Source organism: Prescottella sp. D32 (assembly GCF_037287305.1).
In the GTDB taxonomy this organism is placed as follows: Bacteria; Actinomycetota; Actinomycetes; order Mycobacteriales; family Mycobacteriaceae; genus Prescottella; species Prescottella equi.
Genome location: NZ_JARBSW010000002.1, coordinates 856,972 through 872,449 on the forward strand (window position 1 = coordinate 856,972; position 15,478 = coordinate 872,449).

Below are 15,478 nucleotides of genomic sequence, written 5' to 3' on the forward strand. Positions count from 1 at the left end.
CTATCCCGAGAGGTTGAAGTTGCCGGACTGGCCGTAGATCGCCAGCGAGATCAGCAGGGTCACGGTCACGACTGCGATGAGCGAGGCCCGGACGGCGTTGCCGACCGCCACGCCCACACCCACCGGTCCACCGCTGGCGTTGAAGCCGTAGTAGGTGTGGATGAGCATCACAGCCACACCCATCACAATTGCCTGCACGAACGACCAGAGGATGTCCGTCGGTATCAGGAACGTCGAGAAGTAGTGGTCGTAGACGCCGCCTGACTGTCCGTTGAGCACCACCGTCGCGAAACGGCTCGCGACGAACGACGCGATGACTGCCAGCGAGTAGAGCGGGACGATCGCGATGATGCCGGCCATGACCCGTGTCGAGACGAGGTACGGAATCGACGGGATCGCCATCGATTCGAGGGCGTCGATCTCCTCGGAGACCCGCATCGCACCGAGCTGCGCGGTCGAGCCCGCGCCGATGGTGGCCGCCAGGCCGATGCCCGCAATGACCGGTGCGGCGATACGCACGTTGATGAATGCTGCGAAGAAGCCCGTGAGCGCCTCGACGCCGATGTTTCCGAGCGAGCTGAAGCCCTGGACGGCGATGGTGCCGCCGGTGAACAGCGTCAGGAACCCGACGATGACCACGGTGCCGCCGATGACCGCGAGCGCGCCGGTGCCCATGCTGATCTCGGCGATGAGCCGCAGCACTTCCTTCCGGTAGTGCAGGAGGGCACGCGGGGACCACGCGAGAGCACGCCAGAAGAACAGTGCCTGCTCACCGACGCGGTCCACCGAGCGCGATGTGCGCGCGATACGCCGCCGAGTGCGGACGAAACGTCCCGATGCCACCAGAGCCATCTACTTCACCACCCTGTCACTCACCCGGACGTCAACTTGATGCCGATGGCGGTGATGAGCACGTTGACCACGAACAGCGCCATGAACGAGAACACGACGGTCTGGTTGACGGCGTCACCGACACTCTTCGCTCCACCGCGAACGTTCATGCCGAGATACGCGGCCATCAGCCCCGCGATCATGCCGAACAATCCAGCCTTGAGCATCGAGATCATCAGTTCGCCGAAACCGGTGAGGAGCGTGATGCCGTTGACGAACGCACCCGGGTTGACGTCCTGGACGTACACCGAGAAGAGGAAGCCGCCGAGGATACCGATCGTGCAGACGAGACCGTTGAGCAGCAGGGCGACGACGGTCGACGCGAGGACACGGGGCACCACGAGGCGGTGGATCGGATTGATGCCCAGCACGCGCATGGCGTCGATCTCTTCACGAATGGTTCGGGCCGCGAGATCCGCGCAGATCGCGGTGGCGCCGGCACCCGCGACGATGAGCACCGTGACGATGGGGCCGACCTGTGTGACGGCGCCGAGAGCGGCACCGGCCCCACTGAGGTCGGCCGCGCCGATCTCTCGCAACAGGATGTTGATCGTGAAGCTCACCAGAACGGTGAACGGGATCGCGACGAGCACCGTCGGAACCATCGAGACCCGCGCGACGAACCAGGCCTGATCGACGAACTCGCGCCGCTGGAACGGGCGCGAGAAGACCGCGCGCAGCGTGTCCGCCGACATCGCGAAGAATCCGCCTGCCGCCCGCAGGGGTACCTCGAGGAGGTCGACCACGTTTCCCTCCTCACAAATCCTTGTCATGGACGTTCGATGCGTGGCCGCGAGCACTCGCGACACGACGCACCCCCCAGGGCGTCCGAACAGGACAAACGCTCTGTGACCCAGGTCATATTAACTAGAACGTGTTCACCTGTCAAAGATTTCGACGGCACGTCCTGAAACCGGCCGCAAGCAAGGGCCAGAGTCGGCCGGGAGTCCACGAATAAGCGGCCGGGCGACACCGAGAGCGGGACGGACCGCCCGCTCTCGCGCGCTCACCGAAAGTGGACGATCACCCGCATTCAGCTGCACAGACGCGCGAAGTTCCGTCGACGGACACGAGTTGGGCGCGAAGGTCGAAGTCGCCCGCGCCCTCGCCGGCGATGAGTGACCGACCACAGAGCCTCGGCAGCCTCGGTTATCGTTCCGAGATCTCGTCGCAATCATCGAACTGGAACAGGTTCTAGACACCAGTACAGCGTTCCACAGCGAACCGTCGCCGGAGCGGCTGCCGACCGAGCGACGCCGAGGGACACACCGGCGTCCAGCCCATCTTGTCGCCTTTCCTACCGGCTGTATCGATAATCCCGCAATCCCCCGTTACGCGGGGAATTGCGGGATCGTCCGAATCCGGGCAGGGCGCGATCAGCCCAGCGACTTGAGCGCCTCGGAGGCCGAGAACATGCGCTCGGGATCGCGGTCGTCGAAGTACGCGCCCATCTCGTCGGCGAGGCTGGCAGGCGTCCACTGCGCGTCCGCGTCGAAGCGCTGCTCGACGACCGGTGCGGCCATCAGCGCGACCATGGGGCCGTAGACGACGAAGACCTGCCCGTTGACCTTGTCCGCAGCGGGGGACGCCAGGTACGAGACCAGCGCCGCGACATGCTCGGGCGAGAGCGGATCGACCTGTCCCTCGGGGGCGTCACCGAAGACGGACTCCGTCATCGAGGTCCGCGCGCGCGGGCAGATGGCGTTGGCCCGCACGCCGTAGCGCGACAGGCCACGCGCCGCCGACAGCGTCAGCGCGGTGATGCCGGCCTTCGCGGCGCCGTAGTTCGGTTGCCCGGCCGGCCCGAGCAGCCCCGCCTCCGACGACGTGTTGATCAGTCGGCCGTAGACGGGGGCACCGTCGGCTTTCGACTTGTCACGCCAGAAGGTGGCCGCATTCCGGGAAAGAAGAAAGTGACCACGCAGGTGCACCTTGAGGACGAGATCCCACTCCTCGTCGGACATGCCGAAAAGCATGCGGTCGCGTACGATTCCCGCGTTGTTGACGACGATGTCGACGCCGCCCAGGCCCTGGGCCGCCGACATCAGGGCATCCGCTGTGGACCGTTCGCCCACGTCACCCGCGACGAATTCGACCTTGCCACCGAGGGTGCGAATCTCGTCGAGCGTGGACTCGACCGCGTCGTTGATCGCGAGGTCGTTGACGACCACGGCAGCGCCCGACTGGGCCAGACCGATCGCCTCGGCCCGTCCGAGCCCGGATCCCGACCCGGTCACGATCGCGACCTTGCCCTCCAAGCTGACCTCGCGATTGCTGCCTGCACTCATCTACGCACTCCCGTAACCGTGACGTCGACCGGCCTCGCGCCGGTCGGTGCCTCATCGCCGCGGCTGTCGACGACAGCGGCCAATGTAGAACGTGTTCTACATTGGCCGCAAGGGTGGCTCTAGCGCTCGGTGAGCGCGGCGCGCGGGCACTGCGCGATCGCCGAACGCACGTCCGCTTCCCGGTCGGCCGGAGGAACGGCGGCCGAGATGATCAGCTCCTCGTCGTCATCCAGATCGAAGATGTCGGGAGCGATTCCGACGCAGACACCGTTGGCCTCGCAGCGGTCCCTGTCGACCCTTACCTCCATGACGGTTCCTCATTTCACGTTCGTTCGAAAGACCGGACCGAAGCCTGACGCGCCGGGCTGTGGCGCCACGAGACTTCGCCATAAGACTAGAACCCGTTTCACTGCTGTGCAATGATTCGGACAACCCTCCTGTAGGCGCCGACCGCACGGTCCGCACCGGTCACGGAAAGGCCGCTGTCACAGCCTCGTACACGATCAGCAGTGTCCGCGATCATTCCAGAAATCCGGGTCGTATCGGTCGAAATCGACGCCGACGATAGTCCTGGATTGGAGAAATGCACGTGGATATCACCTACACCCCGCAGCAGCAGCAGCTGCGGGAGGAATTGCGAAGCTACTTCGCGAAATTGATGACCCCCGAGCGCCGCGAGGCGTTGGCCGCGACCACCGGCGAGTACGGCGAGGGCAACGTCTACCGCGAGGTCGTCCAGCAGATGGGCCAGGACGGCTGGCTCACTCTGGGCTGGCCCAAGGAGTACGGCGGCCAGGAGCGTTCCCCGATGGAGCAGCTCATCTTCACCGACGAGGCCGCGATCGCGGGCGCTCCGGTGCCGTTCCTGACGATCAACTCGGTCGCCCCGACCATCATGCATTTCGGCACCCCCGAGCAGAAGGCGTTCTTCCTGCCCAAGATCTCGGCCGGCGAACTGCACTTCTCCATCGGCTACTCCGAGCCGGGAGCGGGCACCGACCTCGCGTCGCTGCGCACGTCCGCGGTGAAGGACGGTGACGACTACGTCATCAACGGCCAGAAGATGTGGACGAGCCTCATCCAGTACGCCGACTACGTGTGGCTGGCGTGCCGTACCGATCCGAACGCCAAGAAGCATCGCGGTATCTCGATGCTCATCGTGCCGACCAGCGCCGATGGCTTCTCGTACACCCCGGTGCACACGATGGCCGGCCCCGACACCAGCGCCACTTACTACCAGGACGTGCGCGTGCCGCAGACCTCCTTGGTGGGCGAGGAGAACGGCGGCTGGCGCCTCGTGACGAACCAGCTCAACCACGAGCGCGTCGCGCTCACCTCCGCCGGACCGGTCATGACCGCACTCCAGGAAGTGCGCGAATGGGCACAGAACACCAAGCTGGCCGACGGCCGTCGCGTGATCGACCAGGAGTGGGTGCAGATGAATCTCGCCCGCGTGCACGCCAAGACCGAGTATCTGAAGCTGATGAACTGGGAGATCGCCTCCGCCGAGGACCACGCCCCCGGCCCCGAGGCCGCGTCCGCCAACAAGGTGTTCGGCACCGAGTTCGCGACGGAGGCGTACCGCCTTCTCATGGAGATCATGGGCCCGTCGGCCACGATCCGGCAGAACTCCCCCGGCGTCCAGCTCCGCGGCCGCCTCGAGCGGATGCACCGCTCGGCGCTGATCCTCACCTTCGGCGGCGGCACCAACGAGGTCCAGCGCGACATCATCGCGATGACCGCCCTCGGCCAGCCGGCCTCGAAGCGATAAGGAAGGACGACCGACATGGACTTCACCCTCACCGAGGCCCAGCAGGACCTGGCCGGCCTCACGAACGGCATCGTCGCCGACATCGTCACCAACGAGCGTCTGCGCGAACTCGATTCCGCGGAGAATCGTTTCGACCGCAAACTCTGGGACACGCTCGCGACCTCCGGCGTACTCAGCGCCGCCCTGCCCGAATCCGTCGGCGGCGACGGCTTCGGCATCCTCGAGCAGTGCAGCATCCTGATCGAGCTGGGGCGCGGCGTCGCCCCGGTCCCGTATCTGTCGTCGATCGTCATGGCAGCGGGAGCAATCGCGGAGTTCGGCTCGGACGCACAGCGTTCGGAGTGGGCAGCGGCCGCCGGCGCCGGTTCCGCCATCCTGGCTGCCGCGCTGGCCGAGGAACTCAACGACAACCCCGCGGCACCGGTCACCCGGGCGGAGCGGACGGCCGACGGCTGGACCCTGCGCGGCACCAAGATCGTCGTCGACGGTGCACCGGTCGCGGACCTGTTCCTGGTCCCCGCCGCGACCGACCGCGGCACCGTGGTGTTCCTCGTCCGAGCCGACGACGCCGGAGTCACGGTGACCCGCCAGCAGACGACTGACTTCGGTTGCACCGGCATGGTCGAGCTGGCCGATGTCCGCGTGAACGACGACCGTGTTCTCGGATCGGTCGAGCGCGGGACGGAGGTCGTCGAGTGGATCGTCGGGCGTGGCTCCGTGGGCTCGAGCTCCTTCCAGTTCGGCGTACTCGACCAGGCCTTGAAGATGACCGCCGAGTACGCCCGCGAGCGCATCCAGTTCGACCGGCCGATCGGAAGCTTCCAGGCCGTCGCCCAGCGCCTCGCCGACGGGTACATCGACGTCAAGGGTGTACGACTCACGCTGTGGCAGGCCGCTTTCCGACTCGCCGAGGGCCTGCCCATCGAGGGCGAGATCGAGACGGCCAAGTTCTGGGCCTCCGATGCAGGCCATCGCGTCGCGCACACGGTCGTGCACGTTCACGGCGGCGTCGGACTCGACGAGGACCACCCCGTGCACCGGTACTTCCTCGCCGCCAAGCGTCAGGAATTCCTGCTCGGCTCGGCATCCGACCAGCTGCGCAGACTGGGCGCCGAGCTTGCCGCCACGCCTGCGTAACCGACACGCGCGCAAGCAGTCCCACACAGTGAAATGGTCGAGCATGACGGGCGTCACACAGGTCATGATGTGGGCATGACAGTGACACCCACCGTCGCGGATCTGCTCGAGCAGCTTCGCGACGTCGACTCGCACGGAATCCGATTCGAGGAGTCGTACATTCCGTGGACCGATCACGTCCACGGAATGTACGACCGTGCGGCGCTTCTCGACGAGCTGCTCGACGCCGATCGTCCGCGCCACTTCGGCGTGCTGTTCGACAACATCCCCGAGTTCTCCTCCCTCCTGGGCGCGGCGGCATACTCCGGTACTGTCCTCGCCGGCCTCAACACCACCCGCCGCGGTGACGCCCTCGCCCGGGACATCGCACTGTCCGACTGCCAGGTCGTGTTCACCGAGAACACCCAGGCGCACCTGCTCGACGGGATCGATCTCGGCGGGGTGCGCGTGATCAACGTCGACTCGCCCGAGTGGCTCGACCTCCTGCGGCCGTTCGCCGGGTCTCCCGCGATCGCGCCGACTGCGGACCTCGACGACCTGCTGATGCTGATCTTCACATCGGGCACCAGTGGTGATCCGAAGGCCGTGCGTTGCACCCACCGAAAGTTCACCGAGCCGGGCATCATGCTGGCGGAGCGATTCGGGCTCTCCACGGACGACGTCGTCTACATGGCGATGCCGATGTTCCATTCCAACGCGATGATCGCGGCATGGTCGGTGGCGCTGAGCGGCAAGAGCGCAATCGCCCTGCGCCGCAGGTTCTCCGCATCCGGATTCCTGCCCGACGTCCGTCGCTACGGTGTCACCTACGCCAATTACGTCGGTAAGCCGCTGTCGTTCATCCTCGCAACCCCCGAGCGGTCCGACGACGCCGACAACACCCTTCGGGTCATGTACGGGAACGAGGGTTCGGCCCCGGTCGCCCGTGAGTTCGCCCGGCGCTTCGGTACCCGCGTCGTCGACGGCTTCGGCTCCACCGAGGGCGGCGTGTCCATCTCGGCGCACCCCGACGCTCCGGTCGGCGCGCTGGGCATGCTGCCGCCGACCGTCGAGATCCGCAACCCCGACACCGGAACTGTTTGTCCCCCTGCCGAGTTCGACGCAGACGGCCGTCTCCTAAACGCCGAGGAGGCCACGGGCGAGATGGTGAACGTGACGGGTCCGGGCGCGTTCGCGGGCTATTACAAGAATCCGGAAGCGGATGCCGAACGCCTGCGCGACGGCATGTACTGGAGCGGCGACCAGGCGTACCGCGATGCCGACGGATTCGTCTACTTCGCGGGCCGCAGCTCGGGCTGGCTGCGCGTCGACGGCGAGAATCTCGGCGCCGCACCGATCGAGCGGATCCTGCTCCGCTACCCCGGCTTCGCGCAGGTGTCGGTATACGGCGTGCCGGACCGCGAGGTCGGCGACCGGGTGATGGCAGCGGTCATCCCCGCCGGCGACGCGGAGGACTTCGACCCGTCGGCGTTCGCCCGTTTCCTGGACGAGCAGTCCGATCTCGGACCGAAGCAGCGGCCGACGCTGGTGCGGGTGTGTTCGGAGTTCCCGCGGACCGCGACGTTCAAGGTCGTGACGCGCACGCTCAGCGCCGAACGCTGGCACTGCGCCGAGCCGGTGTGGTTGCGCGATCGAGGTCAGGACGAGTTCGTGCGGCTCACGCCGGAACTCGCCCTCACGCTCGAACGTCACACCGCCGACGCCTGATCGCACGATCTCCTGGCACGACGACCGCGCCCCCGGAACATGGTTCCGGGGGCGCTGTCGCGTCGGGCTCTGGTCAGCTCTTCAGTCCGTCGAGGCGTGAGACCGTCGCATCGAACCCGGCGACGAGTTCGGCCATGATCTCGGCGACCGGGCGGATCTCGTTCATCCGGCCCACGATCTGGCCCACCGGCATCGCCACCACCTCGGGATCGTCTCCCGCCGAGATGCGCTGATGCGCTTCGCTGACGAGGATGTTCTGCAGCGGCATCGGCAGCGGGTCGGGTGCGTCGGGCTTGGCCCAGGCGTCGGTCCACTTGGTCTTGAGCAGTCGGGCCGGTTTGCCCGAGTAGATCCGGGAGCGAACGGTGTCGGCCGACGTCGCGCCGAGCAGGGCGCGCTGGATCGACGACGGTCCGTCGGCGGCACTGCCGAGTTTGTACTCGCTCGTCGTGAGCCAGTACGACCCCATCCACACCCCGGACGCGCCGAGGGCGAGGGCCGCCGCGACCTGGCGTCCGCTGCCGATGCCGCCGGCTGCGAGCACGCCCGCGGAATCACCGATCGCGTCGACGATCTCGGGAACCAGCACCATGGAAGCGATCTCACCGGTGTGCCCGCCGGCCTCGTAGCCCTGCGCGATCACGATGTCGACACCGTTCTCGACGTGGCTGCGCGCGTGATCCACCGCGCCGGCGAGCGCGGCCACCGGCACACCCTTCTCGTGCGCGAGATCGATGACGTCCTTCGGGGGCGAGCCGAGAGCATTGGCGATCAACGCGATTCGATGGTTCAGCGCGACGTCGACGTGCGAACGTGCCACCGAGTGCAGCCAACCGAGGACGCCGGTAGCGTGCTCGACGTCGTCGGACAGCGGCGGGACACCCAGTTCGTCCAGCGTGCGGTCGACGAACGCGCGATGCTCGGCGGGAATGAGCTTGTCGAGATCGACGGCGGCGCCCTCGGTGGGCACCTTGGCAGGCATCACGATGTCGACGCCGTACGGCTTGCCGTCGGTGTTCTCGTCCATCCAGGTGAGGGTGGCCTCGAGTTCCTCCGGATCGTTGAACCGCACGCACCCGAGGACACCGAGCCCGCCGGCGCGGCTGATCGCCGCCGCGACGTGCTCGGACGGCGTGAAGCCGAAGATCGGGTACTGGATGCCGAACTTCTGGGCGAGATCGGTGTGCATCAGGCGTCCTTGCCGTTGGTGTAGTGGTCGTCGGCCTCGCGCGACTGGGTCTGCGCGGTGGCCCACTTGTAGTCCGGCTTGCCGGCGGGCGAGCGCTTGATCTCGTCGACGAGCCACAGGCTGCGCGGAACCTTGTACCCGGCGATCTCCTTGCGGGCCGCGTCGACGATGTCGGCCAGGCTGGGCCGGGTGCCCGGACGCGGCGCCACGACCGCGGCGACACGGTTGCCCCAGCGCTCGTCGGGCACGCCGACGACGAGGACGTCGAAGACGTCGGGATGCGACTTGACCGCGCCCTCGACCTCTTCGGGATAGATCTTCTCGCCGCCGCTGTTGATCGAGACCGAGCCGCGGCCGAGCATCGTGACGGTGCCGTCCTCCTCGACCGTCGCGTAGTCGCCGGGGATCGAGTAGCGAACTCCGTTGAGCGTCTTGAAGGTCGCCTTGGTCTTCTCCTCGTCCTTGTAGTAGCCGAGCGGGATGTGTCCGCTGCGGGCGAGAAGGCCCACCTGGCCGGAGCCCGGGGTGACGGGATTGCCCTCGTCGTCGATGACGACGGTGGCGGCGTCGATCTTCACGCGCGGACCGCCCGTGTGCTCGAAGCCCTTGGTGATCGTGGCCAGACCACCGAAGCCGGTCTCGGAGGAGCCGATCGAGTCGGTGAGCAGACGGTTGGGCAGCAGGTCGAGGAACTGTTCCTTGAGCGCCGGCGAGAAGAGGGCCGCGCTGCTCGCGATGACATAGAGCGACGAAAGGTCGTACGGCTCACCGGTATCCGGGTTGCCGGCGATCAGCGCGTCGATCATCGGACGCGCCATGGCGTCACCGGTGATGAAGATGAGATTGACCTTGTGGCGGTCGATGACCTGCCACACGGCGTGACCGTCGAATTCGGGGTGCATGACGAGCGTGCCGCCGCCGAAGAGGCTGTGGAACACCGCGGACTGGGAGCCGCCGTGGATCATCGGCGGAATCGGGAAGCGAACCATCGCCGGATGCGCGGCGCCTAGCTTCGCCAGTTCCCATTCGTCCTCGACGTATTCACCGGTGACGAAGTTGACGCCGCCGCCGAGCACACGCCACCAGTCCTCGTGCCGCCACATGACGCCCTTGGGCATTCCCGTGGTGCCACCGGTGTAGAGGATGAAGATGTCGTCGGGGCTGCGCTCGCCGAAGTTGCGCTCGGGCGAGCCCTGCGACAGTGCCTGCTCGAACTCGACCCCGCCGTACGACGAGTAATCCAGATCCGTGCCGTCCTCCACGACGATGGCCGTCTTCACGAGCGGGGTGTTCGGCAGGACGCCCGCGACCTTGTCGCTGTAGCGGCGCTCATGGATGAGCGCGACCATGTCCGAGTTTTCGAAGATGTACTGTAACTCGTTCTCGACGTACCGGTAGTTGACGTTGACCATGATCGCGCGCGCCTTGAAGATGGCGACCATCGACACGATCGCCTCGATCGTGTTCCGGCTGTAGATACCCACCTTGTCGCCGGGCCCGACACCGTGATCCCGCAGGTAGTTGGCCAGACGGTTGGCCTTCTCCTCCAGCTGCGCGAAGGTGAGCTCGCGATCGGCGTCCACGAGGGCGAGACGATCGGGATTGAGATCGATCGAGTGTTCGACAAGGTCTGCGATATTAATGGCCACGTCAACAAAGTAGAACGTGTTACTGTCGCTGACAAGACCCAATTAGAGACTCAGCTCACACACATATCAGGAGTCACCAGTGTCCACCGAAACCGCGGTAAATACAGACGTTTCGGCGAAATCGCCCCACTGCCTGGTCGAGAAGCGCGGCCACGTCCTGATCGTGACGATGAACCGCCCCGAGGCGCGCAACGCCCTCTCGGGCGAGATGATGGAGATCATGGTCGAGGCCTGGGACCGGATCGACTCCGATCCCGACATCCGGGTCGCGATCCTCACCGGCGCCGGCGGCACGTTCTGCGCGGGAATGGATCTCAAGGAGATGAACCGGAACGCTCCGGGCGACAAGTTCACCGGCGGGATGGACGTGACCCGACTTCCGGCACTACTGAAGGGCCGCCGGCTCACCAAGCCGCTCATCGCAGCCGTAGAAGGCCCCGCCATCGCGGGCGGCACCGAAATCCTGCAGGGCACCGACATCCGCGTCGCCGGCGAGAGCGCCCGATTCGGCGTCTCCGAGGCCCGCCTCGGACTGTTCCCCCTCGGCGGATCCGCGGTCCGCCTGGTCCGTCAGATCCCGTACACCCTCGCCGCGGAGATCCTACTCACCGGCCGCACCGTGCCGGCCCCCGAAGCCAAGGAGCTGGGCCTCGTCGGGCACATCGTCCCCGACGGCCAGGCTCTCGAGAAGGCGCTCGAGATCGCCGAGCAGATCGCCGCCAACGGCCCCATCGCGGTCCAGGCGATCCTGAAGACGATCCGCGTCACCGAGGGCATGCACGAGGAAGAGGCCTTCGCACTCGAGGCCCAGATCGGCATGGCCGTCTTCAAGAGCGACGACGCCAAGGAGGGTCCGCGCTCGTTCGCCGAGAAGCGGGCCCCCAAGTTCACCGGTAAGTAGCACCACCACTTTCAGCTGAAGGGTCCCTTCATGCGCTGTGAGCGCACGAAGGGACCCTTCAGCCGTTGCGGGGACGGGCGGACGAACCCGCGTATTCTCGACGGGCACTGACCGACGATCGACAGGTGGGACGGCCGATGGGCACTGCCGCAGGTGAGAAGTCCCGGCCGGAATGGCGGCGGCTCGAACCCCTCGAACTGTCGCCGATCCTGTCGGCTGCCCTCGATGCGTTCTACGAGAAGGGTTTCCACGGCGCCTCCGTCCGCGACATCGCACGCCGCGTCGGTGTCACGGTGCCCGCGCTGTACTACCACTACGACAGCAAGGAAGGCCTGCTGGTCGCGCTCGTCGAACTGGGTACCGGCGACGTCCTCGCCCGCGCCCGGGCCGCCGACGAGGCGGGTGACGGCGACCCCGCCCGTCGCCTGGCGAACGTGGTGACCGCGATCGTCCTGCGGATGACCGACCGGGCCCGCCTGGCCGCGATCGAGGGCGAGGCCCGGTATCTGACCGGCGACAACTACGAGCGGTACCGCACCGTCCGCAAGGGCATCGAGACAATCGTCCTCGACGTCGTGCGCGACGGCGTCGAGTCCGGCGCGTTCGACGTCGACGACCCCGCCGAGACCACGCGCGCCGTCCTGGGCATGTGCCAGGCGATTCCCCGTTGGTACCACGCGGAAGGCGAGCTCGGCCCGGAGGCCGTCGCCGCCAAGTACGCCGCGATCGCAGCGAAGATGGTCGCGCCCGCGCACTGACCTCGCCAACCGTTGACCTGGCACGTTCTCACGTGGTACCCACTTAGCGAGCGATAAGTAAGCTGGATTCGAGGAAGGGATGGGCCCATGGCCGAGGCAGTCATCGTCGACGCGGTTCGACTCGCGTCCGGAAAGGGCAAGCCCGGTGGCGCCCTGTCCGGAACCCACCCGGTGGAACTGCTCGCGCACGTGCTGCGCGCGCTCGTCGACCGCAACGGTCTCGACCCCGTCCGGGTCGACGACGTCATCGGCGGCTGCGTACAGCAGGTCGGTGAACAGGCCCTCAACATCTCACGGACCGCCCTGCTGTCGGCGGGTTTCCCCGAGTCGGTGCCGGCCACCACGATCGACCGCCAGTGCGGATCGAGCCAGCAGGCCGCGCACTTCGCCGCGCAGGGCGTGATCGCCGGCGCCTACGACATCGTCATCGCGTGCGGCGTCGAGTCCATGAGCCGCATCCCGATGGGGACCTCACCCATCGGCCAGGACGCATCGGGGCCGGGCATCGCCGCCCGCTACCCCGAAGGCCTGGTACACCAAGGCATCTCGGCAGAACTGATCTCCGCGAAGTGGAAGTTGGACCGCGAGAGCCTCGACGCGTACGCCGCGCAGTCCCACCAGCGCGCCGCGGCGGCCGCCGCGAGCGGTGCCTTCGACCGTGAAATCGTGCCGATCGCGGTCACCGACGCCGACGGACGCCGAACCGAACATCGCGTCGACGAGACGGTCCGCGGCTCCACCACCGCCGACGGACTTGCCGGGCTGCGCCCGTCGTTCCGCACCGACGAGTTCGCCGCCCGCTTCCCCGACGCGCCCTGGCAGATCACGCCCGGGAACTCCTCACCGCTCACCGACGGCGCGTCTGCGGTGCTCATCATGAGCGAGAAAGCCGCCGCAGAACTCGATCTCACGCCTCGCGCCCGATTCCACTCGTTCGCGGTACTCGGCGACGATCCACTGATGATGCTCACGGCGCCGATCCCCGCGACACGCAAGGTCCTCGACCGGGCAGGGCTCGGCATCGACGATCTCGACGCCTACGAGGTGAACGAGGCCTTCGCGCCCGTCCCGCTGGCATGGGCGCACGAACTGGGCGCCGATCCCGCCAAGCTCAACCCACTGGGCGGGGCCATCGCACTCGGCCACGCGCTCGGCTCGTCCGGGACACGGCTGCTCACCACGCTCGTCAATCACCTCGAAGCGACCGGCGGACGCTACGGTCTGCAGACCATGTGCGAGGGCGCGGGCATGGCCAACGCCACCATCATCGAACGACTTTGAAACAGAAGCAGATCCGAAAGGAACACGCATGATCGTCAAGGACAGCGTTGCACTCGTGACGGGCGGCGCCTCCGGCCTCGGCCTGGCCACCGTCAAGGCCCTGCACGACCAGGGGGCCAGCGTCGTCATCCTCGACCTGCCGTCGTCGAACGGCGAGGTCGTCGCGAAGGAACTCGGCGACCGCGTTCGCTTCGCGGCGGGCGACGTCACCGACGAGGCCTCGGTGGTCGCGGCGCTGGATCTCGCCGAATCCCTCGGCCCGCTGCGCGTCACGGTCAACTGCGCCGGCATCGGCAACGCCATCAAGACGGTCGGCAAGCAGGGCGCCTTCCCGCTAGCGGAGTTCCAGCGCGTCGTCAACATCAACCTGGTAGGCACGTTCAACGTCCTCCGCCTGGCGGCCGAGCGCATCGCGAAGACCGACCCGATCGAGGGCGAGCGCGGCGTCATCATCAACACCGCGTCCGTCGCCGCGTTCGACGGGCAGATCGGCCAGGCGGCGTACTCCGCGTCCAAGGGCGGCGTCGTCGGCATGACGCTGCCGATCGCCCGCGACCTCGCGTCGATGCTGATCCGCGTCGTCACCATCGCGCCGGGCCTGTTCAAGACCCCGCTGCTCGCCGGACTCCCGGAACCCGCGCAGGAGTCCCTCGGCAAGCAGGTTCCGCACCCGTCGCGCCTGGGTGACCCCGCCGAGTACGGCTCGCTCGCCGCGCACATCGTCTCCAACCCGATGCTCAACGGCGAGGTGATCCGCCTCGACGGCGCGATCCGTATGGCGCCGCGCTGATCTCGGAGCTGTAGGTGGAAGGCGCGGCCCGCGACGGATCAACCGTCACGGGCCGCGCCTTTTCACATGGCCGGATCAGACGGTTCCGACGGCCTCTGCGAGCTCGCGCATGTGTTCGACGTTGCGGCACGTCACCAGCAGCATCGTGACTCCGGCGTCCTCCCACTCCTTGACCTGGGTGCGCACCTCGTCCCGGTTGCCGATGATCATCGTGTCGGTGACCATCTGGTCCGGCACGATCGCCGCCGCCTCGGCCTTGCGGCCGGACAGGAAGAGCTTCTGGATCTCCTTGACCTCGTCGCCGTAACCCATTCGGGTGTAGACCTGGGCATGGAAGTTCATCTCGGCCGCACCCATACCGCCGACATACAGCGCGGTGATCGGCCGAAGCTTGTCGATCTCGGCCTGCCGGTCGTCGGTGACGACCACCTGGCACGTGGCTGCGATCTCGAAATCCTCCCGGCTCCGACGTGCCCCGGCGCGCGCGAACCCCTCGTCGAGCCATTCGTTGTACATCGGCGCCAGCCGCGGGGTGTAGTAGATCGCGAGCCAACCGTCCGCGATCTCCGCCGTCAGCGCAACGTTCTTCGGCCCCTCTGCGCCGAGCCAGATGGGCAGGTCCGCGCGCAGCGGGTGCGTGATCGGCTTGAGCGGCTTGCCCAGACCCATCGAGCCGGAACCGGTGTAGGGCAACGGGTAGTGCGGTCCGTCGCCCCGCACCGCAGCCTCGCGTGCGAGGACCTGGCGCACGATCGAAACGTACTCACGGGTGCGGGCGAGCGGCTTCTGGAACGGCTGTCCGTACCAGCCCTCGACGACCTGCGGGCCCGACACACCCAGACCGAGGATCGCCCGGCCGCCGGAGAGGTGGTCGAGGGTGAGGGCGTGCATCGCACAGTTCGTCGGGGTACGGGCCGACATCTGAGCCACCGAGGTGCCCAAGCGGATCCGGTCGGTACTCGACCCCCACCACGCGAGCGGGGTGAAGGCGTCGTTACCCCACGACTCGGCGGAGAAGACCGCGTCGAATCCGGAGGCGTCGGCCTCGTTCACCAGTTCCTGCGCGTTGGCCGGCGGCTGCGCACCCCAGTACCCGAGTTGTAACCCCAACTTCAT

14 protein-coding genes are annotated in these 15,478 nt (G+C 67.2%); 7 read left to right on the forward strand and 7 right to left on the reverse strand.

Annotated features, from left to right (window positions below):
* The 4 genes from PSS76_RS13610 to PSS76_RS13625 form a co-directional block, all read right to left on the reverse strand.
* A complete protein-coding gene (locus PSS76_RS13610) occupies positions 1 to 852 on the reverse strand; it encodes an MlaE family ABC transporter permease (protein WP_022594118.1) in 852 nt (283 codons plus the stop codon).
* A gap of 20 nt (positions 853 to 872) precedes the next feature.
* Complete coding sequence (locus PSS76_RS13615) at positions 873 to 1,637, reverse strand: MlaE family ABC transporter permease (RefSeq protein ID WP_022594117.1); 765 nt, start codon at positions 1,635 to 1,637, stop codon at positions 873 to 875.
* Between the two features lie 630 nt (positions 1,638 to 2,267).
* Positions 2,268 to 3,179 carry a 3-oxoacyl-ACP reductase gene (locus PSS76_RS13620; RefSeq protein WP_081187289.1) on the reverse strand — a complete coding sequence of 304 codons (912 nt, stop codon included), beginning with the start codon at positions 3,177 to 3,179 and terminating at the stop codon, positions 2,268 to 2,270.
* A gap of 119 nt (positions 3,180 to 3,298) precedes the next feature.
* Positions 3,299 to 3,487, reverse strand: coding sequence for a ferredoxin (locus PSS76_RS13625; protein ID WP_337456265.1), 189 nt, complete (start codon positions 3,485 to 3,487; stop codon positions 3,299 to 3,301).
* Positions 3,488 to 3,768: 281 nt separating this feature from the next.
* Between PSS76_RS13625 and PSS76_RS13630 the strand changes: the two genes are divergently transcribed.
* The 3 genes from PSS76_RS13630 to PSS76_RS13640 all read left to right on the forward strand — a co-directional run bounded on the left by PSS76_RS13630 (position 3,769) and on the right by PSS76_RS13640 (position 7,794).
* On the forward strand, positions 3,769 to 4,950 hold the full coding sequence (locus PSS76_RS13630) for an acyl-CoA dehydrogenase family protein (RefSeq protein WP_372487948.1): 1,182 nt from the start codon (positions 3,769 to 3,771) through the stop codon (positions 4,948 to 4,950).
* Between the two features lie 15 nt (positions 4,951 to 4,965).
* Positions 4,966 to 6,087 carry an acyl-CoA dehydrogenase family protein gene (locus PSS76_RS13635; protein ID WP_013414879.1) on the forward strand — a complete coding sequence of 374 codons (1,122 nt, stop codon included), beginning with the start codon at positions 4,966 to 4,968 and terminating at the stop codon, positions 6,085 to 6,087.
* Between the two features lie 75 nt (positions 6,088 to 6,162).
* Entirely contained in the window at positions 6,163 to 7,794 is a 1,632-nt protein-coding gene (locus tag PSS76_RS13640; RefSeq protein WP_084870324.1) for a long-chain-fatty-acid--CoA ligase, read from the forward strand.
* Between the two features lie 73 nt (positions 7,795 to 7,867).
* Here PSS76_RS13640 and PSS76_RS13645 read toward each other — a convergent pair whose 3' ends face one another.
* Positions 7,868 to 8,983 carry an NAD(P)H-dependent flavin oxidoreductase gene (locus PSS76_RS13645; protein ID WP_005515530.1) on the reverse strand — a complete coding sequence of 372 codons (1,116 nt, stop codon included), beginning with the start codon at positions 8,981 to 8,983 and terminating at the stop codon, positions 7,868 to 7,870.
* Positions 8,983 to 10,632: an acyl-CoA synthetase gene (locus PSS76_RS13650; RefSeq protein ID WP_013414877.1), complete on the reverse strand. Its 1,650-nt coding sequence runs from the start codon at positions 10,630 to 10,632 to the stop codon at positions 8,983 to 8,985. The genes PSS76_RS13645 and PSS76_RS13650 overlap by 1 nt, the downstream gene beginning before the upstream one ends.
* A 79-nt stretch (positions 10,633 to 10,711) precedes the next feature.
* Here PSS76_RS13650 and PSS76_RS13655 point away from each other — a divergent pair, with 79 nt between their 5' ends.
* The 4 genes from PSS76_RS13655 (at position 10,712) to PSS76_RS13670 (ending at position 14,362) form a co-directional block, all read left to right on the forward strand.
* Entirely contained in the window at positions 10,712 to 11,533 is an 822-nt protein-coding gene (locus PSS76_RS13655; protein ID WP_022594107.1) for a crotonase/enoyl-CoA hydratase family protein, read from the forward strand.
* A 137-nt stretch (positions 11,534 to 11,670) separates the two neighbouring features.
* On the forward strand, positions 11,671 to 12,291 hold the full coding sequence (locus PSS76_RS13660) for a TetR/AcrR family transcriptional regulator (RefSeq protein ID WP_084848059.1): 621 nt from the start codon (positions 11,671 to 11,673) through the stop codon (positions 12,289 to 12,291).
* Positions 12,292 to 12,378: 87 nt separating this feature from the next.
* Positions 12,379 to 13,572 (forward strand): thiolase family protein, encoded by a 1,194-nt coding sequence (locus tag PSS76_RS13665; RefSeq protein ID WP_081187284.1) that lies wholly within the window; start codon positions 12,379 to 12,381, stop codon positions 13,570 to 13,572.
* A 28-nt stretch (positions 13,573 to 13,600) separates the two neighbouring features.
* On the forward strand, positions 13,601 to 14,362 hold the full coding sequence (locus tag PSS76_RS13670; RefSeq protein WP_005515537.1) for a 3-hydroxyacyl-CoA dehydrogenase: 762 nt from the start codon (positions 13,601 to 13,603) through the stop codon (positions 14,360 to 14,362).
* 75 nt (positions 14,363 to 14,437) lie between these two features.
* Here PSS76_RS13670 and PSS76_RS13675 read toward each other — a convergent pair whose 3' ends face one another.
* Positions 14,438 to 15,478 (reverse strand): LLM class F420-dependent oxidoreductase, encoded by a 1,041-nt coding sequence (locus PSS76_RS13675; protein WP_022594097.1) that lies wholly within the window; start codon positions 15,476 to 15,478, stop codon positions 14,438 to 14,440.

Excerpts from the sequence above, each read along its gene's own strand:
- PSS76_RS13665 (WP_081187284.1), top strand. The coding sequence starts at position 12,379 with ATGGCCGAGGCAGTCATCGTCGACGCGGTTCGACTCGCGTCCGGAAAG.
- PSS76_RS13660 (WP_084848059.1), top strand. The coding sequence starts at position 11,671 with ATGGGCACTGCCGCAGGTGAGAAGTCCCGGCCGGAATGGCGGCGGCTC.
- PSS76_RS13645 (WP_005515530.1), bottom strand. The coding sequence starts at position 8,983 with ATGCACACCGATCTCGCCCAGAAGTTCGGCATCCAGTACCCGATCTTC.
- PSS76_RS13610 (WP_022594118.1), bottom strand. The coding sequence starts at position 852 with ATGGCTCTGGTGGCATCGGGACGTTTCGTCCGCACTCGGCGGCGTATC.
- PSS76_RS13625 (WP_337456265.1), bottom strand. The coding sequence starts at position 3,487 with ATGGAGGTAAGGGTCGACAGGGACCGCTGCGAGGCCAACGGTGTCTGC.
- PSS76_RS13640 (WP_084870324.1), top strand. The coding sequence starts at position 6,163 with ATGACAGTGACACCCACCGTCGCGGATCTGCTCGAGCAGCTTCGCGAC.
- PSS76_RS13635 (WP_013414879.1), top strand. The coding sequence starts at position 4,966 with ATGGACTTCACCCTCACCGAGGCCCAGCAGGACCTGGCCGGCCTCACG.
- PSS76_RS13675 (WP_022594097.1), bottom strand. The coding sequence starts at position 15,478 with ATGAAGTTGGGGTTACAACTCGGGTACTGGGGTGCGCAGCCGCCGGCC.
- PSS76_RS13670 (WP_005515537.1), top strand. The coding sequence starts at position 13,601 with ATGATCGTCAAGGACAGCGTTGCACTCGTGACGGGCGGCGCCTCCGGC.
- PSS76_RS13620 (WP_081187289.1), bottom strand. The coding sequence starts at position 3,179 with ATGAGTGCAGGCAGCAATCGCGAGGTCAGCTTGGAGGGCAAGGTCGCG.